This window comes from Pseudomonas marginalis (assembly GCF_900105325.1).
GTDB lineage: Bacteria > Pseudomonadota > Gammaproteobacteria > Pseudomonadales > Pseudomonadaceae > Aquipseudomonas > Aquipseudomonas marginalis.
Map to the genome: position 1 here is coordinate 2,018,140 of NZ_FNSU01000003.1, position 25,226 is coordinate 2,043,365.

Below are 25,226 nucleotides of genomic sequence, written 5' to 3' on the forward strand. Positions count from 1 at the left end.
AAATCTTCTTGCTCAATCGAAAAACTCGGTCTAGTTTCTATTCCTGTCACCGATGACAGGAATTAACCGACCATCGGCGCGTAGCCATACAACACTTAGAACTGGCACAAGCCGGTCAAGCCTGTGAGGAACTCGACATGTCGCTGTTGATCCGTGGCGCCACCGTTATTACCCATGATGAAAGTTACCGCGCCGATGTTTTATGCGCAGGCGGTCTGATTCGCGCCATTGGCACGGACCTGGATATTCCCGCCGGCACTGAACAACTCGACGGCAGCGGACAATATTTGATGCCCGGCGGCATCGATCCCCATACCCATATGCAACTGCCCTTCATGGGCACCGTGGCCAGTGAAGATTTCTTCAGCGGCACGGCGGCGGGTTTGGCGGGGGGCACTACGTCGATTATCGACTTCGTGATTCCCAACCCGCAGCAATCGCTGATGGAAGCGTTCCATCAGTGGCGGGGCTGGGCGGAAAAATCCGCGTCCGACTATGGCTTTCACGTAGCAATCACCTGGTGGAGCGAGCAGGTGCGCGAGGAAATGGCCGAGCTGGTCAGCCACCACGGCATCAACAGCTTCAAGCATTTCATGGCCTACAAGAACGCGATCATGGCGGCCGACGATACCCTGGTGGCCAGCTTCGAACGCTGCCTGGAACTCGGCGCCGTGCCCACCGTGCATGCGGAAAACGGCGAGCTGGTGTACCACCTGCAACGCAAACTGATGGCCCAGGGCATCACCGGGCCGGAAGCACACCCGCTGTCGCGCCCGTCCCAGGTGGAAGGCGAAGCGGCCAGCCGCGCGATCCGTATCGCCGAGACCATCGGCACGCCGCTGTACCTGGTGCACGTGTCCACACAGGAAGCGCTGGATGAAATCACCTACGCCCGGGGCAAGGGCCAGGCGGTCTACGGCGAAGTGCTCGCCGGCCACCTGCTGCTGGACGACAGCGTCTACCAGCACCCCGACTGGCAAACCGCCGCCGGCTACGTGATGAGCCCGCCGTTCCGCCCGCGCGGGCATCAGGAAGCGCTGTGGCGTGGCCTGCAATCGGGCAACCTGCACACCACCGCCACCGACCACTGCTGCTTCTGCGCCGAGCAAAAAGCCGCCGGGCGTGACGACTTCAGCAAGATCCCCAACGGCACCGCCGGTATCGAAGACCGCATGGCGCTGCTGTGGCACGAAGGGGTCAATACCGGGCGCCTGTCGATGCAGGAGTTCGTCGCGCTGACCTCCACCAACACCGCGAAGATCTTCAACCTCTACCCACGCAAAGGCGCGATCCGCGTGGGTGCGGATGCCGACCTGGTGCTGTGGGACCCCGAGGGTACGCGGACCATCTCCGCCAAGACCCATCACCAGCAAGTCGACTTCAACATCTTCGAAGGCAAGACCGTGCGCGGCGTGCCGAGCCACACCATCAGCCAGGGCAAGCTGGTCTGGGCCGATGGCGACCTGCGCGCCGAGCGCGGGGCCGGGCGCTATGTGGAACGGCCGGCGTATCCGTCGGTGTTCGAACAGTTGAGCAAGCGGGCGGAGCATTCCAGGCCGGTTGCTGTGAAGCGCTGAGACCGCCAGGCAACAAAAATGCCCACTTAGAGGCAATCCAAAAAAACCGTGAGGCCCACACCGTGATCCAGACCCTGACCCACCTCCCCCATCCCCATGAAGACGGGGCCACCCTCGCCAGCCATTTCACCGACCTGGCGCCGCCGCTCAACGCGCGCCAGGCCCAACTGGAAGCCTCGCGCTGCCTGTATTGCTACGACGCCCCTTGCGTGAACGCATGCCCCAGCGAAATCGACATCCCGTCGTTCATCCGCAATATCCACACCGACAACGTCCAGGGCGCCGCGCAGAAAATCCTCTCGGCCAACATCCTCGGCGGCAGCTGCGCGCGGGTCTGCCCAACGGAGATCCTCTGCCAGCAAGCCTGCGTGCGTAACAACGCCGAAGAATGCGCGCCGGTGCTGATCGGTCTGTTGCAACGCTACGCCATCGATAACGCCCACTTCAGCGAACACCCGTTCCAGCGTGCCGCCTCCACCGGCAAACGCATCGCCGTGGTCGGCGCAGGTCCCGCAGGGCTGGCCTGTGCCCATCGTGCCGCTATGCACGGGCATGACGTGGTGATCTTCGAAGCGCGGGAAAAAGCCGGCGGCCTGAATGAATACGGGATCGCCAAGTACAAACTGGTGGATAATTTCGCCCAGAAGGAACTGGATTTCCTCCTGCAGATCGGCGGCATCGAAATCCGCCATGGCCAGCGCCTGGGCGACAACCTCACGCTGAGCGAACTGCACCAGCAATTCGATTCGGTGTTCCTCGGCCTGGGCCTGGCGGCCAGCAAGCAACTCGGTCTACCCCATGAGGACGCCCCCGGCCTGCTCGCCGCCACCGACTATATCCGCGAACTGCGCCAGGCCGATGACCTGACTCAACTGCCCCTGGCCGACCGCTGCATTGTGCTCGGCGCCGGCAATACCGCCATCGACATGGCCGTGCAAATGGCCCGGCTCGGTGCCCGTGATGTGAACCTCGTCTACCGCCGTGGCCTGGCCGACATGGGCGCCACCCACCATGAGCAGGACATCGCCAAGGCCAATCAGGTGCGCCTGCTGACCTGGGCCCAACCCGAAGCAGTCCTGCTCGACGACCAGGGCCACGTACGCGGCATGCGCTTCGCCCGCACCCGCCTGGAAAACGGCCGCCTGCAATCCACCGGAGAAACCTTCGAACTGGCCGCTGATGCCATCTTCAAGGCCATCGGCCAGGGCTTCGACAACGACGCTTTGCACGATCCCCTGGCGCAACAGCTGCACCGCGTCGGCGAGCGTATCTTCGTCGACGAACAGCTGCGCACCAGCATCCCTGGGGTCTACGCCGGCGGTGACTGCGTCAGCCTCGGCCAGGACCTCACCGTGCAGGCGGTGCAACACGGCAAGCTGGCCGCCGAAGCCATGCACGCCCAACTCATGCTGAATGTGGAGGCTGCGTAATGGCCGATCTCTCGATTGTGTTCGCCGGTATCAAGGCCCCCAACCCATTCTGGCTGGCCTCCGCGCCGCCCACCGACAAGGCCTACAACGTGGTGCGTGCGTTTGAAGCGGGCTGGGGCGGCGTGGTGTGGAAGACCCTGGGTGAAGACCCGGCGGCGGTCAATGTGTCATCGCGCTACTCGGCGCACTACGGCGCCAACCGTGAAGTGCTGGGCATCAACAATATCGAACTGATCACCGACCGTTCCCTGGAGATCAACCTGCGGGAAATCACCCAAGTCAAAAAGGACTGGCCCGACCGCGCGCTGATCGTGTCGCTGATGGTGCCCTGCGTGGAGGAATCCTGGAAAAACATCCTGCCCCTGGTGGAAGCCACCGGCTGCGACGGTATCGAGCTGAACTTCGGCTGCCCCCACGGCATGCCCGAACGCGGCATGGGTGCGGCGGTGGGCCAGGTGCCGGAGTACGTGGAACAGGTGACGCGCTGGTGCAAGACCTATTGCTCGCTGCCGGTGATCGTCAAGCTCACGCCGAATATCACCGACATCCGCGTGGCGGCACGGGCAGCGTATCGCGGCGGTGCGGACGCGGTGTCGCTGATCAACACCATCAACTCCATCACCAGCGTGGACCTGGAACGCATGGTCGCCCTGCCGATGGTCGGCACCCAGAGCACCCACGGCGGTTACTGCGGCTCGGCGGTCAAGCCGATTGCCCTGAACATGGTTGCCGAAATCGCCCGTGACCCGCAGACCCAAGGCCTACCGATCTGCGGGATCGGCGGCATCGGCAACTGGCGCGACGCCGCGGAATTCGTCGCCCTCGGTTGCGGCGCGGTGCAGGTGTGCACGGCGGCGATGCTGCATGGTTTTCGCATCGTGGAAGAGATGAAGGATGGGCTGTCGCGATGGATGGACAGCCAGGGCTACACCAGCCTGCAAGAATTTTCCGGGCGTGCGGTGGGCAACACCACGGACTGGAAGTACCTGGACATCAATTACCAGGTGATCGCCAGGATCGACCAGGCGGCGTGCATTGGCTGTGGGCGTTGCCATATTGCCTGTGAGGACACCTCGCACCAGGCCATCGCCAGCCTGAAACAGGCGGACGGCACGCATAAATACGAAGTGATCGATGACGAGTGCGTGGGCTGCAACCTGTGCCAGATCACCTGCCCGGTGGCCGATTGCATCGAGATGGTGCCCATCGACACGGGCAAGCCGTTTTTGAATTGGACGCAGGATCCGAGGAATCCTTACCGGGAAGCGGTGTAGGCCTTCAGGCCGCTATCGGGGGCTTGCCCCCGATGAGGCCCTCAGCCCCACCACAACACTCAAGGCTCCAACCCAATCCCGCGCAAAATCACACTGGTCACCGTCTGGATCGCCTTCTCGAACTGCATATCCGACAACGGCTGGTGATCATTCAAAATCTTCACCTGGTGATCAAAGTCGGCATAGTGCTGGGTCGACGCCCAGATCATGTACAGCAGGCTCGACGGCTCCACCGGCAGGATGCGTTTGTCTTCCACCCACTGGCGAATTTTCGCTTCCTTCATCTTGGCCCAGTCGTACAGGCTTTCATCCAGGGCCTCACCGAGTGTCGGCGCGCCGTGGATGATCTCGTTGGCCCAGACCTTGGAGCCATAGGGCCGCGTGCGCGAGCGCTGCATCTTGGCGCGGATATAGCTGCTGAGCACCACCCGGGGGTCATCGAAGGTTTCGAAGCTGAGGGCGTCCTGCTTCCACACTTCCAGCAGGTCGAACAGCACCGCGCTGTACAGCTCGCTCTTGGTGGTGAAGTAGTAATGCAGGTTGGAGCGCGGCAGTTGTACTTCTTCGGCGATATCGGCCATGGCAGTGCTGCCGTAGCCCTTTTCGGCGAAGATTTTCTCCGCCGCCAGCAGGATTTTCTCGACGTTGACCCGGCGAATTCCGCTCTTGTGATTGCCCATAAGGGCTCCCTGACAAAGACATGCCCCAAAGACTACCACCGCTCTAGATCGGGGCGACAGGCGCAGTCGAAACTTCGTACACTGCCCGCTCCTAACCATTGATGGGTATTGCACAATGTTGATCAAGAAAACCCTGACCACTGTCGCCCTGCTCGCCTCCCTGCTGGGTGCCTCCGCAGCATTTGCCCATGCTCATCTCAAAAGCTCCACGCCTGCGGCAGACAGCAGCGTCACCGCGCCCAAAGACCTGCGCCTGACCTTCAGCGAAGGCGTCGAAGCCACCTTCACCAAGGTGTCCCTGAGCAAGGATGGCACCGAAATCGCCATCAAAGGCCTGGAAACCCCGGACGCCGACAAGAAAACCCTGGTGGTGACACCGGCCGCCCCACTTGCGGCGGGCACCTACAAGGTGGTGTGGAATGCGGTGTCGGTCGACACCCACAAGAGCAACGGTGAGTACAGCTTCAAGGTCGGCCAATAACCCATGGCAACGCTGCTGGTGCTGTGCCGGTTCGTGCATTTCATCGTCGTGCTGTTGATGTTCGGGGCCCGTGTATTCAGGCCCTGGCTCCTCGGCGCTGAACCGCAGCCGGTGCTGGACCGGCAATTGTTGCGCATCACCCATGGGCTGGCATGGACGGCCCTCGCGTCGGGGGTGATCTGGTTACTGTTGATTACCGCCAGCATGGCCGGTTCATGGCCGGCGGCGCTGGAACTGTCGACCGTGCAGTTGGTGCTGGGCAAGACCTTTTTTGGCCAGGTGTGGACCTGGCACCTGATCGTCAATGGCTTGCTGGTCATCGCCCTGATGACCCCGTGGAAAGCCCCGCGCCTGCCATTGCTCACACTGTTGCTGATGACTCTCGCCCCGGTCGGCCATGGCGCCATGCTCGACGGGCTGAGCGGGCAGTTGTTGATCCTCAACCAGGTGATGCACCTGATATGCGTCGGCGCATGGCTGGGTGGGTTATTGCTGCTGGTATTGATCCTCAGGCAGTCACACCGTGTTGAGCTGGCGCCTGTCCTGCGTCGTTTCAGCGGCGTGGGTTATGGCCTGGTCACCGGCTTGCTGGTGACCGGCCTGATCAATGTGCGCGTACTCACCGGACAGCTGTGGCCCACGCCGTTGTTCAGTGGTTTTGCCCTGATTCTGCTGATCAAGGTGATGCTGGTGCTGGGCATGCTGGCGCTGGCATTGTTGAACCGGTTGCGCCTTGATAGCGGCGAACAGCGGTTGGGCAGCTTGAAGGCCAGCGTGATGCTGGAATGGCTGCTCGGTGTTTGTGCAGTAGCGGTCGTTTCACTCCTTGGCACTTTGCCGCCGATGGTCCTGACGGGCTGAATGTGGAAGGGGCAAGTCGAATCGTCGCACCGCCCCTCCCACATTGATCCTGTGCGCTCTAGATCAACCCACACCTAGTCATCGTATAACTTCTGCTTGACACACCCTGAAAACCCCGCAAATATCCGCTCCAATATTGTACGACGACGTATAACAAATAATAAAAACAACAAATGAAAGGGAGCGTCACTGTGAGTCCATTCGCCCGCAATTCGTCCGCGCGTCTCAGTGTTATCGGCCTGTTTACCCTGCCCCTCCTCGCCCATGCCGACGGTTTCGTCGATGATGCCAAGGCCACGCTAAACCTGCGCAACGCCTACTTCAACCGCAACTTCACCAACCCGAGCAACCCCCAGGGCAAGGCCGAAGAGTGGACGCAGAGTTTTATTCTCGACGCCAAGTCCGGCTTCACCCAGGGCACCGTGGGGTTCGGCATTGATGTGCTGGGGCTGTATTCCCAGAAGCTCGATGGCGGCAAAGGCACCGGCGGTACCCAACTGTTGCCGATCCACGACGACGGCCGCCCCGCCGACAACTTCGGGCGCCTGGGCGTGGCGCTGAAAACCAGACTGTCGAAGACCGAATTGAAGGTCGGCGAATGGATGCCGGTGCTGCCGATCCTGCGCTCCGACGATGGCCGCTCGCTGCCCCAGACCTTTCGCGGCGGCCAGGTGACGTCCAGCGAAATCGCCGGCCTGACCCTCTACGGCGGCCAGTTTCGCGGCAACAGCCCGCGCAACGACGCGAGCATGGAAGACATGTTCATGAACGGCAAAGCCGCGTTCACCTCCGATCGCTTCAACTTCGGCGGCGGCGAATACACCTTCAACGACAAGCGCACCCAGGTCGGCGTGTGGTACGCCGAGCTGGCCGATATCTACCAGCAGCAGTACTTCAACCTGACCCACAGCCAGCCCGTGGGCGACTGGACCTTGGGGGCCAACCTCGGTTTCTTCAACGGCAAGGAAGACGGCAGCGCCCTGGCCGGCGACCTCGACAACAAGACCGTGTTCGCCCTGCTCTCGGCCAAGTACAACGGCAACACCTTCTACGTGGGCCTGCAAAAACTCACCGGCGACAGCGTGTGGATGCGCGTCAACGGCACCAGCGGTGGCACCCTGGCCAACGACAGCTACAACGCCAGCTACGACAACGCCAAGGAAAAATCCTGGCAGGTGCGGCATGACTTCAACTTCGTGATACTCGGCGTGCCGGGGCTGACCCTGATGAACCGCTATATCAGCGGCAGCAACGTGCACACCGGGGCGATCACCGATGGCAAGGAATGGGGGCGCGAATCGGAACTGGCCTACACCGTGCAGAGCGGTGCGTTGAAGAACCTCAACGTGAAGTGGCGCAACTCGACCATGCGTCGAGATTTCAGCAACAACGAGTTCGACGAAAACCGGATCTTTATCAGCTATCCAATCTCCCTGCTGTAGAACCTAGTCTCCCAGCCCCAGAAAATCCCCTGTGGGAGGGGGCTTGCTCCCGATGGCGGTGGGTCAGTAACAGATGCATTCACTGGCACGCCCTCATCGAGGGCAAGCCCCCTCCCACAGTTTGAATCTCACTCATCTGGAAGAACGTTGACAACCTGGGGGATCCCTAACAATACTTCGGCATAGTCATACGACAACCTACAACAAAAATTTGGAATCCCCATGACCACGACCACCCCCACTCCCTTCAACCGCCTGCTGCTCACCGGTGCCGCCGGCGGCCTCGGCAAAGTCCTGCGCGAACGCCTGCGTCCCTACACCCAGGTGCTGCGCCTGTCGGACATCGCCAGCATGGCCCCGCCGGTGGATGCCTCGGAAGAAGTCCAGCCCTGCGACCTCGCCGACAAACAAGCGGTGCACCACCTGGTGGAAGGCGTCGACGCCATCCTGCACTTCGGCGGTGTATCGGTGGAGCGTCCGTTTGAAGAAATCCTCGGCGCCAATATCAGCGGTACCTTCCATATCTACGAAGCCGCACGCCGCCATGGGGTAAAACGTGTGATCTTCGCCAGTTCCAACCATGTGATCGGCTTTTACAAGCAGACCGAAACCATCGACGCCCACTCCCCACGCCGCCCCGACAGCTACTACGGCCTGTCCAAGTCCTACGGCGAAGACATGGCGAGCTTCTACTTCGACCGCTACGGCATCGAGACCGTGAGCATCCGTATCGGCTCCTCGTTCCCAGAACCGCAGAACCGCCGGATGATGCACACCTGGCTGAGCTTCGACGACCTGACCCAACTGCTCGAACGCGCGCTGTATACGCCGAACGTCGGTCACACGGTGGTCTACGGCATGTCGGATAACCTCGACACCTGGTGGGACAACCGCTACGCCGCGCACCTGGGCTACGCCCCGAAAGACAGCTCCGAAGTCTTCCGCGCCCAGGTCGAAACCCAGCCACCGGTAGCCGCCGATGACCCGGCCAAGGTCTATCAGGGTGGGGCGTTCTGCGCCGCCGGGCCGTTCGGTGACTGAGTTCACACCAACCCAAGGGAATGAGTGGCCATGACTGCTGAATTGATCGTCGACGCCCGCAATGCCGTGGGCGAATGCCCGGTGTGGGTGCCCGAGGAAAACGCCCTGTACTGGGTGGATATCCCCAACGGCGGCCTGCAAAAATGGAGCGCCGCCAGCGGCCACGTTGCCGCCTGGAAAGCCCCGCAGATGCTTGCCTGCATTGCCCGCACCACGGCGGGCAACTGGGTCGCCGGGATGGAAACCGGTTTCTTCCAACTCACGCCGCACAACGACGGCAGCCTCGATACCACGCCGTTGGCCAGTGTCGAGCATCCACGCCCGGACATGCGCCTGAACGACGGCCGTTGCGACCGCCAGGGCCGTTTCTGGGCCGGCAGCATGGTGCTGAACATGGGCGCGAATGCGGCCGAAGGCATCCTCTATCGCTATGCATCGGGTTCGGCCCCCCACGCCCATCTGGACGGTTTTATCACCCTCAACGGCCTGGCCTTCAGCCCCGATGGCCGCACGATGTATGCCTCGGATTCGCACCCGCTGGTCCAGCAGATCTGGGCCTTCGACTACGACATCGACACCGGCACGCCGTCCAACCGTCGCGTGTTCGTCGACATGCACAACTTCCTCGGCCGCCCCGACGGCGCCGCCGTGGACGCCGATGGCTGCTACTGGATCTGCGCCAACGACGCCGGCCTGATCCACCGCTTCACCCCCGACGGGCGCCTGGACCGCTCCCTCACCGTACCGGTGAAAAAACCCACCATGTGCGCCTTCGGCGGCAGCCGCCTGGACACCCTGTTCGTCACCTCGATCCGTGACGACCAGAGTGAACAGTCAGTGTCCGGCGGCGTGTTCGCCCTCAACCCCGGTGTCACCGGATTGCCGGAGCCCCGCTTCATCCTTTAGCTGCATCGCTGTGCCTTGAATACAACAATAACAACACAGGAGTGACCTCCCATGGACTTCAAACGCACCTTGCTCGCCGCCGCAGTCTTTACCCTCAGCAGCGCCGCCCATGCACTGGAAATCAAGTTCGCCGACATCCACCCCGCCGGCTACCCCACCGTCGTCGCCGAAGAAAACATGGGCAAGGCCCTGACCAAGGAAAGTAACGGCGAACTGACCTTCAAGTACTTCCCCGGCGGCGTGCTGGGCTCCGAGAAGGAAGTGGTCGAACAGGCCCAGGTCGGCGCCGTCCAGATGACCCGCGTCAGCCTCGGTATCGTCGGGCCGGTGGTGCCGGACGTGAACGTGTTCAACCTGCCGTTCGTGTTCCGCGACCAGGCGCATATGCGCAAGGTTATCGACGGCGAGATCGGCGACGAGATTCTCGCCAAGATCACCGACTCCGAGTTCGGCCTGGTGGCCCTGGCCTGGATGGACGGCGGCACACGCAACCTCTACACCAAGAAGCCGGTGCGCAAGATCGAAGACCTCAAGGGCATGAAGATCCGCGTGCAAGGCAACCCGCTGTTCATCGACGCCTTCAACGCGATGGGCGCCAACGGCATTGCAATGGACACCGGCGAGATCTTCAGCGCCCTGCAGACCGGGGTGATCGACGGCGCGGAGAACAACCCGCCGACCCTGCTGGAACACAACCACTTCCAGAACGCCAAGTACTACACCCTCACCGAGCACCTGATCCTGCCCGAGCCCATCGTGATGTCGAAAATCACCTGGAACAAGCTCACCCCGGCGCAACAGGTCATGGTCAAAAACGCCGCCAAGGCCGCCCAGGCCGATGAGCGCGCGCTGTGGGATGCCAAGTCCGCCAGCAGTGAGGAAAAACTCAAAAAGGCCGGCGTCGAGTTCATCACCGTCGACAAAAAGCCCTTCTATGACGCCACCGCAGCGGTTCGCGCCAAGTACGGCGCGCCGTACGCCGACATCATCGCGCGCATCGACGCCGTTCAATAACCTCTCCTGCCTCTCGCAAAAGGCCCGGCGCGGTCTGCACCGCCGCGCCCGGTTACGGTGAACGCCATGAAGAATCTACTGCTGCGCATCAACGACCGCATCTACATGACCTGCATCTGGGTCGCCGGCCTCTCGGTTCTCGGCGTCGCACTGATCATCCCCTGGGGCATCTTCGCCCGCTACATCCTCGGCACCGGCTCCAGCTGGCCGGAACCCACCGCCATCCTGCTGATGCTGGTGTTCACCTTTATCGGTGCCGCCGCCAGCTACCGCGCCGGCGCGCATATGTCGGTGGCCATGGTCACGGACCGCCTGCCGCCCGCCCAGCGCCGCATCGTCGGCATCCTGTCGCAACTGCTGATGGGCACCATCTGCCTGTTCATGGCGATCTGGGGCACCAAGCTGTGCGTGTCCACCTGGAACCAGTTCATGAGCGCCATCCCGACCCTGCGCGTGGGCATCACCTATATGCCGATTCCGATTGGCGGGCTGCTGACCCTGATCTTCGTGGTGGAAAAACTCCTGCTCGGTGACCAGAGCAACCGGCGCGTGGTGCGCTTCGACCTGGTGGAAGAAAGCGAAGGGGCTGCCTGATATGGACGCATTGATTCTGCTGGGCAGCTTTATCGCCTTGATCCTGATCGGCATGCCGGTGGCCTACGCCCTGGGTTTGTCGGCGCTGATTGGCGCGTGGTGGATCGACATCCCGTTCCAGGCCCTGATGATTCAGGTGGCGGGCGGGGTGAACAAATTTTCGCTGATGGCGATTCCGTTCTTCGTGCTGGCGGGGGCGATCATGGCCGAGGGCGGCATGTCGCGGCGGCTGGTGGCGTTTGCCGGGGTGCTGGTGGGGTTTGTACGCGGCGGCCTGTCGCTGGTGAACATCATGGCCTCGACGTTCTTTGGCGCCATCTCCGGCTCGTCGGTGGCCGACACCGCCTCGGTCGGCTCGGTGCTGATCCCGGAAATGGAGCGCCGTGGCTACCCACGGGAATTTGCCACCGCCGTCACCGTCAGCGGTTCGGTGCAGGCGCTGTTGACCCCGCCCAGCCATAACTCGGTGCTCTACTCCCTGGCGGCGGGCGGCACGGTGTCCATCGCCTCGCTGTTCATGGCCGGCGTGGTGCCCGGCTTGCTGATGAGCGCGTGCCTGATGGTGCTGTGCCTGATCTTCGCGAAAAAACGCAACTACCCCAAGGGCGAAGTCATCCCCTTGAAACAGGCCCTGAAAATCTGCGCCGACGCGCTGTGGGGCCTGATGGCCATGGTGATCATCCTCGGCGGCATTCTTTCGGGCATTTTCACCGCCACCGAGTCCGCCGCGATTGCCGTGCTGTGGGCGTTCTTCGTGACCATGTTCATCTACCGCGACTACAAATGGAGCGAGCTGCCCAAGCTGATGCACCGCACGGTGCGCACCATTTCCATCGTAATGATCCTGATCGCCTTCGCGGCCAGCTTCGGCTACATCATGACCCTGATGCAGATCCCGGCAAAAATCACCACGCTGTTCCTGACCCTGTCGGACAACCGCTACGTGATCCTGATGTGCATCAACGCCATGCTGCTGTTGCTCGGCACGGTGATGGACATGGCACCGCTGATCCTGATCCTCACGCCAATCCTGCTGCCGGTGGTGCTCGGTATCGGCGTCGACCCGGTGCACTTCGGCATGATCATGCTGGTCAACCTCGGCATTGGCTTGATTACGCCGCCGGTGGGTGCGGTGCTGTTCGTGGGTGCGGCGGTGGGCAAGGTGAGTATCGAGAAGACCGTGAAAGCGCTGCTGCCGTTTTACGCCGTGCTGTTCCTGGTGCTGTTAGCGGTGACTTACATTCCGGCGCTGTCGTTGTGGCTGCCAAGCGTGGTGTTGTGAAGATGATTGAACTTGAAGACCACCTGACCCACCTCACCGTGAATCCGGCCGTGGGCGGCAGCATCGTCAACTGGACGGTGCGCGCCACCGGGCAGCCGCTGCTGCGCCATAACGATGAGCAGGCGATCCATACCGGTTTGCCCGGCAAGCTGGCGTGCTATCCGTTGGTGCCCTGGTCCAACCGCATTGCCCACGGCGGTTTCGACAACCCCGACGGTTGGCTCGCGCTCACGCCCAACAGCCTCACCGATCCGCTGCCGATCCATGGCTCGGCCTGGCAACAGGCGTGGCAGGTGGTCAGCCAGTCGGCGGATGAAGTGGTGCTGGAGGTACTGTGCGAGACGCCGTTTGCCTATCGCGCCGAGCAGCGGATTCGCCTGAGTGACGGAGCGTTAAGTATTGAACTGCGGGTGACCCATCTGGCCGAAACAGCGGCGTGGCACGGCCTGGGCTTGCATCCGTACTTTCCGCGCCGGCCGGGTACCCGGTTGCAGGCCAGGGCCGCACAGGTGTGGATGAGTGACGCGTCCAAGCTGCCGACGGGGTTGGCGCCGGTGCCGGGCGAGTGGGACTTCCAGGCATTGAAGCCCCTGCCCGAAGGCCTGGTGGACAATGGTTTCTGCCAATGGGATGGCTATTGCCGGATCGAACAGCCGGACCTGGGCTATGCGCTGGAATGCCAGGCCAGCGGGGCCGATTACTTCCTGCTGTACTGCCCGCCGGGGCTGGGGTTCTTTTGCATCGAGCCGGTGAGCCATCCGGTGAATGCTCATCACCTGGCGGGACGGCCGGGCCTGAAACTGCTGGAACACAATCAGTCGGTCCAACTCAATTTCAACCTGAAATACACCCCCCTGTAGGAGCGAGCTTGCTCGCGAAAAACCTCAGGGCAACGCGGGGCATCAGGCGCCCCGCGTTATCGTTGACGATCTTCGCGAGCAAGCTCGCTCCTACAGGGATCAGCGTCATGCTCAAGGTGGAGAGTTTTTCAGCCGCCCAGCCGTGTCGATACTCACGACAACCGACAACCCCGGCCGCAACCGTTCGCTCTCGGCCTGATCCGGGTCCACGGTGATCCGCACCGGCACGCGTTGGGCAATCTTCACAAAGTTGCCCGTCGCGTTGTCCGCCTGCAACAGGCTGAACTCCGAGCCCGTGGCTGGGGAGATATGCTGCACCGTGCCGTGAAACCTGCGGTGGTTGAGCGCATCCACGGTGAAAGTCACCGGCTGGCCGACCTGCACATTGTCCATCTGGGTTTCCTTCATGTTGGCGATCACCCACAGCTGCTTCGGCACCAGCGCCATCAACTGCGCGCCGGAGTTGACGTAGGCCCCCAGGCGCACGCCAATCTGCCCCAACTGCCCGTCACGGGGCGCCGTAATGCGGGTGTTGGACAGGTCGATCCGCGCCAGCTCCACCGCCGCCTCTGCACTGGCCACCGCCGCTTCCAGGGAGCCGCGATTGACGATCACCGTCTGCAAATCCTGCCGCGCGATTTCCAGGCTGGCCTGGGCCTGGGCCACGGCGGCGATGGTCTGGGCATTGGCGGCGCGGGTCACGTCCAGCTCGCGCCGGGACACCGAACCGTCGCTGATCAGCTCTTCGTTGCGGCGCAGGTCGGCGGTGCTTTTGCGCGCCTGGGCCTGGCTGTCCACCAGTGCGGCCTGGCGCAGCTTGATGGTGGCTTCGGCACTGTTGCGTTGCTGCACCACATTGGCCAGCGCGGCCTTCTGCACCGCCAGTTGCGCCAGGGCCTGGTCGAGGCGCTGCTTGTAGATACGGTCATCCAGGCGCACCAGCAGGTCGCCGGCCTTGACGTACTGGAAGTCCTGCACCGGCACCTCGAACACATAGCCGCTGAGCTGCGGGCCGATAATGGTCACCTGGCCGCGCACCAGAGCGTTCTCGGTGGTTTCCACCGCGCTGCTGAACGGCGGCAATTGCCAGGCATACAGCACGATCAACACGCCGACGATGGCAATCGCGGCAAAGCCCAGGGACGAGAAGATGCGCACGCGCAATGAGCGCGGCTCGGTAACCGTGGCGCCGGGCGGCGTGGTGCCTTCCGGGGTGGCGGCGATGGCGTTGGTGGTCGTGGTGGTGGGTTCGGTCATGAAGTAGCGCCGCTGGGTTGAACGGGAGTGGCTGCCTTGGTGGTACTCATCAGCCACAGACTGCGGATAAAGATCCAGATCATGGTCAGGATCGCGATAATCGCGATCAGCATGAACACATCGTTGTAGGCCATGACATTGGCCTCGCGGGTCGCCGCCGTGGCCAGGCTGCGGATGCCCATGAGGTTACGCAGTTCCGGGTCGGCGACGATACCGCCATAGGCCGACCCGCCGCTCTGCACCCGTGCGGCCACACGCGGGTCGAGCAGCGTCAGGTGCTCGACGATCATGCTGGAATGATACTTCTCGCGCACGATCTGGAAGGTCCCGAGCAAAGCCGCGCCGATCAGGCCGCCGAGGTTCTGGCAAATCCCGAACATCACCGAAAAGCTCACCAGGTTACGCGGGTTGGCCAGCACGTTTTTGGTCCCCAGCACCATGGTCGGCCCCAGGAAGAAGGTGCCACCGAAGCCTAGCAGGAACTGACTGATGTACAGGTTCTGCGGACGCGTGAGGTTGCTGGAGAAACTGTCCATCACCGAGCCGGTGGCCATCAGCGCCAGGGAGATAACCAACGGCATTAGAAGGTGCGCCGGGTTGATCGTCAGCGCACTGACCACCAGCCCGCTGATCGCGCCGGCCAGCATCACCACGTACAGCGTATGCATCTGCTGGTAGCTCATGTTCAGCATCTGCATGAACCCCACCGCACCGGTGGACTGCTCCGACAGCACCATGCGAATCAGGATTACCGCCAACGCCAGGCGGATCATGGTGCCGCTGCCCAGCCAGCGGGTCATCAGCATCGGGTTGGCGCGGTTATGCTCGATGGCCAGGCCGGCCATGATCAGCACCAGGGAACAGGCCGAGGCCACGCCGATCCACGGCGCTTCCAGCCACCAGTCGATACGCCCCAGGGACAACACCGCACACAGCAGCGCGACACCGCTGGCGAGAATGGCGAAGGTGACGAAGTCGAGTTTTTCAAAGGTCTTGAAGCGGTCGCCGGGAGGCAGTTTGAGCAGGAATACACAACCCAGGCAGATCAGCGCCAGGCCCAGTTCGAACAGGTAAAGCCCGCGCCATTCGGCGATCTGCAACAAGTCCTCGGAGAACAGCCGCGCCAGGGGCAACGCCAACTGCGCCGTGCCCAGCCCCAGCACCAGGGATTTCAACCGCCACTTGGCCGGGAACGCCTGGATCATGTAATACAAGCCCAACGAACTCAGCGCCGCGCCGACCATGCCGTGGGCGGCCCGTACGGCGATGGCCGAGTTGAGGTCGTTGACGAACAAGTGGCCGAAGGTCACCAGCGCATACAGCACCAGGAACACCTCGGTAAACGCGCGCAGGCCGAATTGCTGGCGGAACTTCACCAGCAGCAGGTTCATGCATACGTTGGTCATCACATAGGCGGCGGGCAGCCAGGCCATTTCCGCGGTGGTCGCACCGAGGGCGCCTTGCAGGTATTGCAGGTTGGCGATCACCAGCGCGTTGCCAAGGCCACCGGTGATTGCCACCAGCACGCCGACCATCGCAAACAGCCAGCGCTTGTGCGTCGGATGCAGCGGCGTCGACGGCGAGCCCGGCAGGCTCGGGCGCTCGTGGGGTTCCCAAGGGCGGGGGGTGTATTTGTCCATTCGATGACCTAGATGAGCCGACGGGTGACGTCGGTAAAACCACTACTCAGAGTAGTAAACCTGAGCGGGGTTCATCTTGCCATCTTGGGCGCGTCGGTCAGCGCCCATCTTGCCACTCATGCGCTGCTTTCTTTACTCGATGGCAGGGATGCCATTATCTCAGCGCGGCACGTTTCCAATATTTCATCCGCCAGGGCCGAGTCATCCGGACACGCCCGCGACAGCATGACCGCACCGATTGCATGGGCCAGCAGGTCGATCATTTTCGCGCGGACCTCTTGCCTGGGCACATCCACACCCGCCGTGTACTTGTCCTCGAGTGCTGCAAGCGTGTTTTCAACGCCACTGGCAAAGGTTGCCTTCAGATCATCTGACTGACGGGCCGCGTCACCACACAGGGCTGCCATGGTGCACCCCTCTCCCCTGCCGTCTCTGTGATCCCTGGACACGTACAGGTTCACAAAGCCCGGAATGTCCAGATCGGAGCTATTCGACAGGGACTTTGCCAGGCTATTTTCCGCTGCTTCGGCCATCAAGTCGGCCTTGGAGCCGAAGTGTTTGTAGAAGCCTCCCTGGGTAAAACCCGCAGTAGCCATGAGTTCTGCCACACCCACACCGTCATAGCCACGCTCACGAAACAGCTCTGACGCCGTCTCCACAATATGAGCTCGGTTGGCGAGTGATTGTGTCTTGGTGATCTTCATTTCGCGCCCCTGGGACTCCTGAACGATGGCCTGACTATACTATGATGTCGATCACAATCAAAACTGTTGACAGTTTTGATTGTGATCGACATCATAAAACCACCAGCGCATGTCTCTGCGGCTGTACGGCGCGGATCGCCGTCTCTGATCATCCTGAACAATCAAGAGCATCTACTTATGAGCACCCCAGAAACCGTACTGATTACCGGCGCCTCAACAGGCATTGGCGCGACCTACGCCGAGCGTTTTGCCCAACGTGGGCACAATCTCGTGCTGGTAGCCCGCGATAAAGGCCGGCTGGACGCACTGGCCTCGCAGCTGCGTGAGAAACACGCGGTGTCCATTGACGTGATCCAGGCCGACCTGACTCAAACCGGTGACCTGGCCCGCGTCGAAGCACGCCTGCGTGACGACGCCAGTATCGGCATCCTGGTGAACAATGCGGGCGCCGCCCTCTCCGGCAGCTTCATCGAGCAATCCATCGACAGCGTTACCAACCTGGTCGCGCTCAACACCACCGCCCTGGTGCGACTCGCCAGCGCCATCGCTCCACGCCTGGTACACGCCGGTAACGGCGCGATTATCAACATTGGCTCGGTGGTGGGGCTGGCACCGGAATTCGGCATGAGCGTCTACGGTGCAACCAAGGCGTTCGTGCTGTTTCTATCCCAGGGGCTGAGCCTCGAACTCTCGCCCAAGGGCGTCTACGTGCAAGCCGTTCTTCCAGCCGCCACTCGCACGGAAATCTGGGATCGCGCGGGCATCGACATCAATACCCTGAGCGAAATCATGAGCGTGGACGAGTTGGTCGATGCTGCGCTGGTCGGTTTTGATCGTCGCGAGCCGGTGACCATTCCGCCATTGCAAGACGCCGCCCGCTGGGATGCCCTGCAAGCCGCCCGCCAGGGTTTGCTGTCAGAGATTCGCCAATCGGTCGTCGCCGAGCGCTATCAAGCCAAGGCGTGATTGTCACGTATAGCCATGGGAACTGAACGATGAAAGCCTTCCTGATCGACCGTTACGGCAAGCATCAAGGACGCCTTGCCGAGGTACCGGACCCGGAACCGGGCATCCACGACGTACTGGTCAAGGTACATGCCAGCAGCGTCAACCAGCTGGACTCGAAGATCAGCAAGGGTGAATTCAAACTGATCCTGCCGTACACATTCCCGCTGATCATGGGCAACGACCTGGCCGGCGTCGTCGTTCGCGTAGGGTCAGGCGTGCGCACCTTCAAGCCCGGTGACGAGGTCTACGCGCGCCCGCCCGACGCGCGCATCGGTGGCTTTGCCGAGCTGATCGCGATTAAGGAAAGTGCCCTCGCACTGAAACCCAAAAACACCAGCATGGAACAAGCCGCCGCCCTGCCCCTGGTGGCACTGACCGCCTGGCAGGTGCTGGTTGAAACAGCCCGCGTGAAGAAGGGGCAAAAAGTCTTTATCCAGGCGGGCTCCGGTGGTGTCGGCAGCATTGCCATCCAGCTTGCAAAACACCTGGGGGCTTTCGTTGCCACCACGACCAGCACCGCCAACGTGGATTGGGTCAAGGCGTTGGGAGCAGACGTCGTCATCGACTATACGCAGCAGAATTTCGAAAACGTCTTGCGTGACTACGACGTCGTCTTGAACAGCCTCGGCCCCGCCGAACTGGAAAAATCCCTGCGCATTCTCAAACCGGGTGGGCAGCTCATCTCCATCTCGGGGCCACCGACCGCCGAGTTCGCACGCGAGCAAAAGCTGTCCTGGGGACTCGGTTGGATCATGCGCCTGTTAAGCAGCGGCATACGCAGAAAAGCCCGCAGGCAGGGCGTCGACTATGGGTTCGTGTTCATGCGTGCGAGCGGTGCGCAATTGCAGAAAATCACCGCGCTCGTCGAGTCCGGCGCTATCACACCGGTGATCGACCGAACCTTCCCTCTCGAGGCAACGGCTGAGGCCTTGAGCTACGTCGAACGGGGCAGAGCCAAGGGCAAGGTGGTGATCAAGGTCCTATGACTAAGCCCACCCAACGCTCAAGCTGATGGCGATGCAGACTTGTCCCCCGTGAGGGTGCGATGCGCCCCCAGCGCGGGACAAGCCCGCTCACCACATCAGCGGCCTGCCACAGTGGATCTCATGGGCATCCACAAGCGCATTTCAAATCAGATCCAACCGAGCCAGCTCCAGTAAGTCGCCGCAAACACCAACATCAACCCATACCCGATCAACGTCACCAGGATCCCCACCTTGGCAAACTGCTGCGCCGTAAACGTCCCCGTCCCCAGGCACACCATGTTCTGCGGCGCATTGATCGGCAGGATAAACCCGTAGCTCATCACAAACCCCAACAGCATGGTCATGCCCAAGCGGTTGAACTCCCCCGGCAAGGTCTGCAGCACCGCAATCAATATCGGCAACAACGCCGAAGTCAGCGCCGTGGCGCTGGCAAAGCCCAGGTGGATCACAATCAGAAACGCCCCCAGGATCGCAAACACCCCCAACGGCCCGACCTGATCCAGGCCGGTGTGCGCCACCACCTGAGACCCCAGCCATTGCCCGGCCTGGGTGGTCAGCAATGCGGTACCGAGGCTGATGCCCACGCCAAACACGATCACCGTGCCCCACGGAATGCGCGATTGCACATCTTTCCAGGTCATCACCCCGATGCCCGGCAGCAGCAGGAACACCAACCCGGCATAGGTGGTCGAGGTGGTGTCGAACGGGTGCAGGCGCCCTTCCGTGGCCCATGCCAACAGCAGCAGCACCGACACCGTCAGCAAACGTTTCTGCGGGCCGGTCATCGGGCCGATGTCCACCAGGGACTGGGCCACGGCCTCCTTGCCACCGGGGATGCTGTCGGTTTCCGGCGGCAGCAGCTTGATCACCAGGAACAGCAACACCGCCGACATGATCACCGCCCACGGCGCGCCGGCGATCAGCCAGTCGATCCACGACACGCGCTGGCCGAGCATCTTGTCCATAAAGCCCACGGTCAGCAGGTTTTGCGCGGCGGCGGTCAGGATGCCGACGTTCCAGATGCTGGTGCCCTGGGCCACCACGATCATCAGGCCGGCGGCGATGTTGGAGCGCTTGTCCACGCCAAATGCGGCGACCACGCCCATCATGATCGGCACCACACAGGCGCTCCGCGCCGTGGCGCTGGGCACCACGAGGCTGAGCAGGATCGTCACCGCAATCGCCCCGAGCAGAATGCCCCGCGTGCTGGTACCGACGCGGGTCAGGGTCACCAGGGCGATGCGCCGGTCCAGGCCGGTGTGGGTCATGGCCGCCGCAATGAACAACGCGCCCGCCACCAGGGCCAGTGCCGGGTTGGAAAAGCCGGTAAGCGCCATGCTGATGGCCGGGCTGGAGCCGATCAGGTGCGTGGGGTCTTGCAGCGACGGCGCGGTGCCGAGCAAAAACGCCATGAGCGAGGTGATCATGATCGCGCTGGCTTCATAGGACACCGCCTCGGTGATCCACACCACCACCGCAAACGCGAGGATCGCCAGCATGCGCTGCCCGGCCACCGGCAGGTCGGCGGGCAGCGGCAACAGCAGCACGCCGACCATCACCAGTACGCCGATCACCAGGCCCAGGGGCAACTTGAAAGAGGCTGCGGTTGTTGCGGGGGCGTTCATGGCGGGCTCCGTCGGGCTCTGAATCAGGGAGGCAGCATGGGGCAAAGCGCCGCAACAGGTGTTGACGGGTATCAACACCCTAGGTCAATAACTGGCTCAATACCGCCCGCAACTTGCCGGGCTTGAGCGGTTTGTTCAGCAACGGCGCGTCCAGGCGGCGCAGCGCGCGGCGGCACTGGTCAGTGCGGTCGGCGGTGATGATCACGGCGGGGATGTTCTGCGCGAAATGCTCGCGCAGGTGCTTGACCACCGCACAACCCACCACCCCATGGTCAAGGTGGTAGTCGGCGAGGATCAGCTCCGGCGCCCTGCCCTGCAAAGCCAGCAACGCCCCGGCCTGGTCGGTGGCGGTAATTACCTCGCAGCCCCACTGCCCCAGCAGCGCGCGCATGCTGTCGAGGATGCTCACCTCGTTGTCGATTACCAGCAAACGCCGCCCCGGCAGCGGGTTACCCGTGGTCGGCAGCACCGGCAGTTGGCTGATCGCCAGGGGCATCTCTTCGCTGATGGGCACCTCGATGCTGAACATCGAGCCGCGCCCCGGCCACGAACGGACCGCCACCGGGTAGCCGAGGATCTCGGCGATGCGCTCGACAATCGCCAGGCCCAGCCCTACGCCTTTGCGGTCCGAGGCACGGCCGACGTCGAGCTGGTTGAACTCGAGGAAGATCGCGTCGAGGCGGTCGGCCGCGATGCCGCGCCCGGTGTCCCACACTTCCAGGCGCAGGCGATCGCCACGGCGGCGCGCGCCGAGCAGGATGCAGCCCTCGTCGGTGTAGCGACAGGCGTTGCTGAGGAAGTTACGCAGGATCCGCGTCACCAGGCGCAGGTCGGTGCGAATCGCATAATGGCCGGTACGCGCGCGCAGGTTCAGCCCGGCCGCCAGCGCCACCGACTGGAACTCCGAGACCAGCGGCGCAAACAGCTCATCCAGGCGATACAGCGCCACATCGGGCTTGACCGCCGCCTGGTCGAGCCGCGAAATATCCAGCAGGTCGGTGAGCAAATCCTCGGCGCCTTCCAGGGCCTGGTGCGTACGTTCCACCAGCACTTGTTCGACGCTGGGCAGCTTGCGCTCGCGCAAGGTGGAGATCAGCAGTCGCGCGGCGTTGAGCGGCTGCAACAGGTCATGGCTGGCGGCGGCGAGGTATTTGTCCTTGCTGCGGTTGGCGGCCTCGGCGGCATCGCGGGCGTCACGCAGCTCCTGCTCGACCTGCTCGCGCTGGGCGATCTGCTGTTGCAGGTTGCGGTTGGCTTCCAGCAGTTCATCGGTGCGCGCCGCCACGCGCTGCTCCAGCTCATCGTTGAGACGGATATAGCGGTTGCGCTCGGCCTCCAGCTCGTCGAGACGCGCGGTGAGTTCCGGGTAGTGGCTCTTGCGCGCCGAGTGATTACCCAGGCCCAACAGACCGGCGAGGGCCTGTTGCTGGTCGTCAGAGCGCTTCGCCATACACCACCTCGACATCACGCTGGCTGGACTCGCGCGGGTTGGTGAGGATGCACGGGTCGTGCATCGCATGCTGGGACAGGAACGGAATGTCCGCCACGCGCACGCCATGCAGGCCGAGGGTTTCATGGAAGCCGATGGCGTGTTTCAGGGCAATCAGGTGTTCCACCAGGCGCCCACAGATCTGTCGGTGGTTGAGGCCACGGCAATCGATGCCGAAGGTCTCGGCAATCACCTTGAAGCGCTCCGGCGCCGAGTTGTAGTTGAACGCCACCACGTGTTCCACCAGCACCGCGTTGCACAAACCATGGGGCAGGTCGAGAAACCCGCCGAGGCTGTGGGACATGGCATGCACCGCGCCGAGGATCGCATTGGAGAACGCCAACCCCGCCTGCATGCTGCCGAGCATGATCTTCTCGCGCAGGGCAATGTCACCGGGGTTGGCGATCATCTGCACCAGGTTGCCGTTGATCAGGCGCATGGCTTCCAGCGCATGGGGGTCGGTCAGCGGGCCATGGCCGGTGGACACGAACGCCTCGATCGCATGCACCAGCGCGTCGATGCCAGTACAGGCGGACAGGAACGGGTCCATGCTCGCCGTGGTTTCCGGGTCGATCAGCGACACATCCGGCACCACCGCCTTGCTGACGATGGAGAACTTCATGCGTTCCTGCTGGTTGGAAATGATCACGAACTGCGAGACATCCGCCGAGGTGCCGGCGGTGGTGGGGATCAGGATCAGTGGCGGGCTCGGCACGCGGATGGTGTCCACGCCTTCGAACTCGAGGATGCAGCGCCCATGGGCGACCACAATGCCGATGGCCTTGCCGCAGTCCATGGGGCTGCCGCCGCCGATGGCCACGATCACGTCGCAATGGTTTTCCCGGTACACCTCGGCACCGAGCATCACTTCCTCGACGCGCGGGTTGGGCGACACGGCGCTGTACAGGCAGTAGTCGATGCCGATGGCCTGCAGGCTGGCTTCCACATCGGCGACCCATCCGGCGGCGATCACACCGGGGTCGCTGACCACCAGGACCTTGCGCGCACCAAAGGTCTTGGCGTAGTTACCGACGTTGTGCCGACAGCCGGCACCGAAGATGATTTCAGGCGAGACGAATTTACGCAGGAGGCTCAGATTGGGGCTCATTGGAAAGCCTGTTGTTATTATTTTTGGGAGATGCGCTCCACACTAACCCATTCGCAGGCGTTTGCAATCAGACCAAAGGGTCATTCCCAATAGGGCACCGGCCAGCGCGAGGCTGGCCGGAGATGGATCAGCGGCTGGCGAAGTACATGGTCACTTCGAAGCCGATACGCAGGTCGGTGAAGGCGGGTTTGGTCCACATGGGCAGAGTCCTCTTGTTGTGCCGGAAGATTCCGGTAAAGGCATTAATGCATGGGGGGATGGGGGTGCGAATGCTACTTTCGAAGTAAATGCCGCACTGCATTAGTCGCGAATGTACAGGGAGCAAAATGTGGGAGGGGCGGTGCGACGATTCGACTTGCCCCCTCCCACACTTGATCGCATTTCAAGTTGGAATCAGAAGAAACCCAATGGATTGATGTCGTAGCTCACCAACAGGTTCTTGGTCTGCTGGTAGTGATCGAGCATCATCTTGTGGTTCTCACGCCCCACGCCCGACTTCTTGTAGCCGCCAAACGCCGCATGCGCCGGGTACAGGTGATAACAGTTGGTCCACACGCGGCCGGCCTTGATCGCCCGGCCCATGCGGTAGGCGCGGTTGATGTCGCGGGTCCACAGCCCGGCGCCGAGGCCGAATTCGCTGTCGTTGGCAATCGCCAGGGCTTCGGCTTCGTCCTTGAAGGTGGTGATACCCACCACCGGGCCGAAGATTTCTTCCTGGAACACACGCATCTTGTTGTGGCCCTTGAGCAGGGTCGGCTGGATGTAGTAACCGCTGGACAGGTCGCCCTCCAGGCGCTCGGCCGCGCCGCCGGTGAGCAACTCGGCGCCCTCTTCCTGGGCGATCTTGAGGTAGGAGAGGATCTTGTCGTATTGCTGTTCGGACGCCTGGGCGCCGACCATGGTCTCGGTGTCCAGCGGGTTGCCGCGCTTGATCTTGACGATCTTCTTCATCACCACTTTCATGAAGTCGTCGTAGATCGACTCCTGCACCAGCGCCCGCGACGGGCAGGTGCACACTTCGCCCTGGTTGAAGAACGCCAGCACCAGGCCTTCGGCGGCTTTTTCGATGAACTGCGGCTCAGCCTGCATGATGTCTTCGAAGAAGATGTTCGGCGACTTGCCGCCTAGTTCCACGGTGGAGGGAATGAGGTTCTCGGCGGCCGCATGCATGATGTGCGCACCGATGGGGGTCGAGCCGGTGAACGCGATCTTGGCAATGCGCTTGCTGGTGGCCAGCGCCTCCCCGGCTTCGCGGCCAAAGCCCTGGACGATATTCAGCACGCCTGGTGGCAGCAGGTCATTGATCAACTCGGCAAACACCATGATCGACAGCGGCGTCTGCTCGGCCGGCTTGAGCACGATGCAGTTACCGGCGGCCAGGGCCGGGGCGAGTTTCCAGGCGGCCATCAGCAGCGGGAAGTTCCACGGAATGATCTGCCCGACCACGCCCAATGGCTCATGGAAGTGATAGGCCGCGGTGTGTTCGTTGATCTCGGCGGCGCCGCCTTCCTGGGCGCGGATGCAGCCGGCGAAGTAGCGGAAGTGGTCGGCGGCCAGGGGCACGTCGGCGTTGAGGGTTTCGCGCACGGCCTTGCCGTTGTCCCAGCTTTCGGTCACGGCCAGCACTTCGAGGTGCTGCTCGATACGGTCGGCGATTTTCAGCAGCACCAGCGAGCGATCCTGGGGCGAAGTCTTGCCCCAGGCGTCGGCGGCGGCATGGGCAGCGTCAAGGGCCTTGTCGATATCGGCGGCGTTGGAGCGCGGGAATTCGGCGATCACTTCACCGGTCACCGGCGAGGTGTTGGTGAAGTACTCACCGCTGAGCGGGGCGACGAACTCGCCGCCGATGTAATTGCCGTAGCGCTGCTTGAAGCTGACGATGGCGCCAGGGGTGCCAGGTTGTGCGTAGATCATGTTAAAGCCTCTGTCTGGGTCCGGGCCTGTCGGTCAACAGGCGATGACCCGAT

Annotated in this window: 23 protein-coding genes; 14 read left to right on the forward strand and 9 right to left on the reverse strand. The window is 62.6% G+C overall.

Annotated elements, in window-relative coordinates; translation table 11 throughout:
• Nucleotides 1-137: 137 nt before the first annotated feature.
• From hydA to preA, 3 genes are all read left to right on the forward strand, one after another.
• Nucleotides 138-1,577, forward strand: coding sequence for a dihydropyrimidinase (gene hydA, locus BLW22_RS18405; protein ID WP_074847221.1), 1,440 nt, complete (start codon nucleotides 138-140; stop codon nucleotides 1,575-1,577).
• 62 nt (nucleotides 1,578-1,639) lie between these two features.
• Nucleotides 1,640-3,007 (forward strand): NAD(P)-dependent oxidoreductase, encoded by a 1,368-nt coding sequence (locus BLW22_RS18410; RefSeq protein ID WP_074847222.1) that lies wholly within the window; start codon nucleotides 1,640-1,642, stop codon nucleotides 3,005-3,007.
• Entirely contained in the window at nucleotides 3,007-4,281 is a 1,275-nt protein-coding gene (gene preA / locus BLW22_RS18415) for an NAD-dependent dihydropyrimidine dehydrogenase subunit PreA (RefSeq protein WP_065927011.1), read from the forward strand. The genes BLW22_RS18410 and preA overlap by 1 nt, the downstream gene beginning before the upstream one ends.
• 59 nt (nucleotides 4,282-4,340) lie before the next feature.
• On the opposite strand, the gene BLW22_RS18420 is transcribed toward preA, so the two are convergent.
• Entirely contained in the window at nucleotides 4,341-4,961 is a 621-nt protein-coding gene (locus tag BLW22_RS18420; protein ID WP_027606227.1) for a TetR/AcrR family transcriptional regulator, read from the reverse strand.
• A 115-nt stretch (nucleotides 4,962-5,076) separates the two neighbouring features.
• Between BLW22_RS18420 and copC the strand changes: the two genes are divergently transcribed.
• The 9 genes from copC (at nucleotide 5,077) to BLW22_RS18465 (ending at nucleotide 13,442) form a co-directional block, all read left to right on the forward strand.
• A complete protein-coding gene (gene copC, locus BLW22_RS18425; RefSeq protein WP_065927010.1) occupies nucleotides 5,077-5,442 on the forward strand; it encodes a copper homeostasis periplasmic binding protein CopC in 366 nt (121 codons plus the stop codon).
• 3 nt (nucleotides 5,443-5,445) lie between these two features.
• A complete protein-coding gene (gene copD, locus BLW22_RS18430; protein ID WP_074847223.1) occupies nucleotides 5,446-6,303 on the forward strand; it encodes a copper homeostasis membrane protein CopD in 858 nt (285 codons plus the stop codon).
• Between the two features lie 191 nt (nucleotides 6,304-6,494).
• Complete coding sequence (locus BLW22_RS18435; protein WP_074847224.1) at nucleotides 6,495-7,745, forward strand: OprD family porin; 1,251 nt, start codon at nucleotides 6,495-6,497, stop codon at nucleotides 7,743-7,745.
• Between the two features lie 222 nt (nucleotides 7,746-7,967).
• Nucleotides 7,968-8,786, forward strand: a complete 819-nt coding sequence (locus tag BLW22_RS18440) for an NAD-dependent epimerase/dehydratase family protein (RefSeq protein WP_065927007.1) — start codon at nucleotides 7,968-7,970, stop codon at nucleotides 8,784-8,786.
• 30 nt (nucleotides 8,787-8,816) lie between these two features.
• The gene (locus tag BLW22_RS18445; protein ID WP_065927006.1) at nucleotides 8,817-9,692 is read left to right on the forward strand and encodes an SMP-30/gluconolactonase/LRE family protein; all 876 of its coding nucleotides are present in this window, start codon (nucleotides 8,817-8,819) and stop codon (nucleotides 9,690-9,692) included.
• A 51-nt stretch (nucleotides 9,693-9,743) separates the two neighbouring features.
• Entirely contained in the window at nucleotides 9,744-10,706 is a 963-nt protein-coding gene (locus BLW22_RS18450; RefSeq protein WP_053138521.1) for a TRAP transporter substrate-binding protein, read from the forward strand.
• Between the two features lie 66 nt (nucleotides 10,707-10,772).
• Nucleotides 10,773-11,300 carry a TRAP transporter small permease gene (locus tag BLW22_RS18455; protein ID WP_065927004.1) on the forward strand — a complete coding sequence of 176 codons (528 nt, stop codon included), beginning with the start codon at nucleotides 10,773-10,775 and terminating at the stop codon, nucleotides 11,298-11,300.
• 1 nt (nucleotide 11,301) lies between these two features.
• Nucleotides 11,302-12,582 carry a TRAP transporter large permease gene (locus BLW22_RS18460; protein ID WP_065948402.1) on the forward strand — a complete coding sequence of 427 codons (1,281 nt, stop codon included), beginning with the start codon at nucleotides 11,302-11,304 and terminating at the stop codon, nucleotides 12,580-12,582.
• A gap of 2 nt (nucleotides 12,583-12,584) precedes the next feature.
• Nucleotides 12,585-13,442: an aldose 1-epimerase gene (locus BLW22_RS18465; protein WP_074847225.1), complete on the forward strand. Its 858-nt coding sequence runs from the start codon at nucleotides 12,585-12,587 to the stop codon at nucleotides 13,440-13,442.
• A gap of 111 nt (nucleotides 13,443-13,553) precedes the next feature.
• Here the strand turns inward: BLW22_RS18465 and BLW22_RS18470 are convergent, their stop codons facing one another.
• The 3 genes from BLW22_RS18470 to BLW22_RS18480 all read right to left on the reverse strand — a co-directional run bounded on the left by BLW22_RS18470 (nucleotide 13,554) and on the right by BLW22_RS18480 (nucleotide 17,043).
• Nucleotides 13,554-14,699, reverse strand: coding sequence for an HlyD family secretion protein (locus tag BLW22_RS18470; RefSeq protein WP_065948404.1), 1,146 nt, complete (start codon nucleotides 14,697-14,699; stop codon nucleotides 13,554-13,556).
• Nucleotides 14,696-16,339, reverse strand: a complete 1,644-nt coding sequence (locus BLW22_RS18475) for an MFS transporter (protein ID WP_065927000.1) — start codon at nucleotides 16,337-16,339, stop codon at nucleotides 14,696-14,698. Before BLW22_RS18475 ends, BLW22_RS18470 begins: the two co-directional genes overlap by 4 nt.
• A gap of 116 nt (nucleotides 16,340-16,455) precedes the next feature.
• Nucleotides 16,456-17,043 (reverse strand): TetR/AcrR family transcriptional regulator, encoded by a 588-nt coding sequence (locus tag BLW22_RS18480; RefSeq protein WP_065926999.1) that lies wholly within the window; start codon nucleotides 17,041-17,043, stop codon nucleotides 16,456-16,458.
• A 177-nt stretch (nucleotides 17,044-17,220) separates the two neighbouring features.
• On the opposite strand from BLW22_RS18480, the gene BLW22_RS18485 reads away from it, so the two are divergent.
• Both BLW22_RS18485 and BLW22_RS18490 read left to right on the forward strand, forming a co-directional pair.
• The gene (locus BLW22_RS18485; RefSeq protein ID WP_065926998.1) at nucleotides 17,221-18,009 is read left to right on the forward strand and encodes an SDR family NAD(P)-dependent oxidoreductase; all 789 of its coding nucleotides are present in this window, start codon (nucleotides 17,221-17,223) and stop codon (nucleotides 18,007-18,009) included.
• 29 nt (nucleotides 18,010-18,038) lie between these two features.
• Nucleotides 18,039-19,037 (forward strand): NADP-dependent oxidoreductase, encoded by a 999-nt coding sequence (locus BLW22_RS18490; RefSeq protein WP_074847226.1) that lies wholly within the window; start codon nucleotides 18,039-18,041, stop codon nucleotides 19,035-19,037.
• 146 nt (nucleotides 19,038-19,183) lie between these two features.
• Here BLW22_RS18490 and BLW22_RS18495 read toward each other — a convergent pair whose 3' ends face one another.
• The 5 genes from BLW22_RS18495 to exaC form a co-directional block, all read right to left on the reverse strand.
• A complete protein-coding gene (locus BLW22_RS18495; RefSeq protein WP_074847227.1) occupies nucleotides 19,184-20,662 on the reverse strand; it encodes a DASS family sodium-coupled anion symporter in 1,479 nt (492 codons plus the stop codon).
• A 79-nt stretch (nucleotides 20,663-20,741) separates the two neighbouring features.
• The gene (locus BLW22_RS18500; protein WP_065926996.1) at nucleotides 20,742-22,112 is read right to left on the reverse strand and encodes an ATP-binding response regulator; all 1,371 of its coding nucleotides are present in this window, start codon (nucleotides 22,110-22,112) and stop codon (nucleotides 20,742-20,744) included.
• Nucleotides 22,096-23,259: an alcohol dehydrogenase-like regulatory protein ErcA gene (gene ercA, locus BLW22_RS18505; protein WP_065926995.1), complete on the reverse strand. Its 1,164-nt coding sequence runs from the start codon at nucleotides 23,257-23,259 to the stop codon at nucleotides 22,096-22,098. Before ercA ends, BLW22_RS18500 begins: the two co-directional genes overlap by 17 nt.
• A 127-nt stretch (nucleotides 23,260-23,386) precedes the next feature.
• On the reverse strand, nucleotides 23,387-23,458 hold the full coding sequence (gene pqqA / locus BLW22_RS18510) for a pyrroloquinoline quinone precursor peptide PqqA (RefSeq protein ID WP_010209364.1): 72 nt from the start codon (nucleotides 23,456-23,458) through the stop codon (nucleotides 23,387-23,389).
• Between the two features lie 194 nt (nucleotides 23,459-23,652).
• Nucleotides 23,653-25,173: an acetaldehyde dehydrogenase ExaC gene (gene exaC / locus BLW22_RS18515; RefSeq protein WP_010209363.1), complete on the reverse strand. Its 1,521-nt coding sequence runs from the start codon at nucleotides 25,171-25,173 to the stop codon at nucleotides 23,653-23,655.
• Between the last annotated feature and the right edge of the window lie 53 nt (nucleotides 25,174-25,226).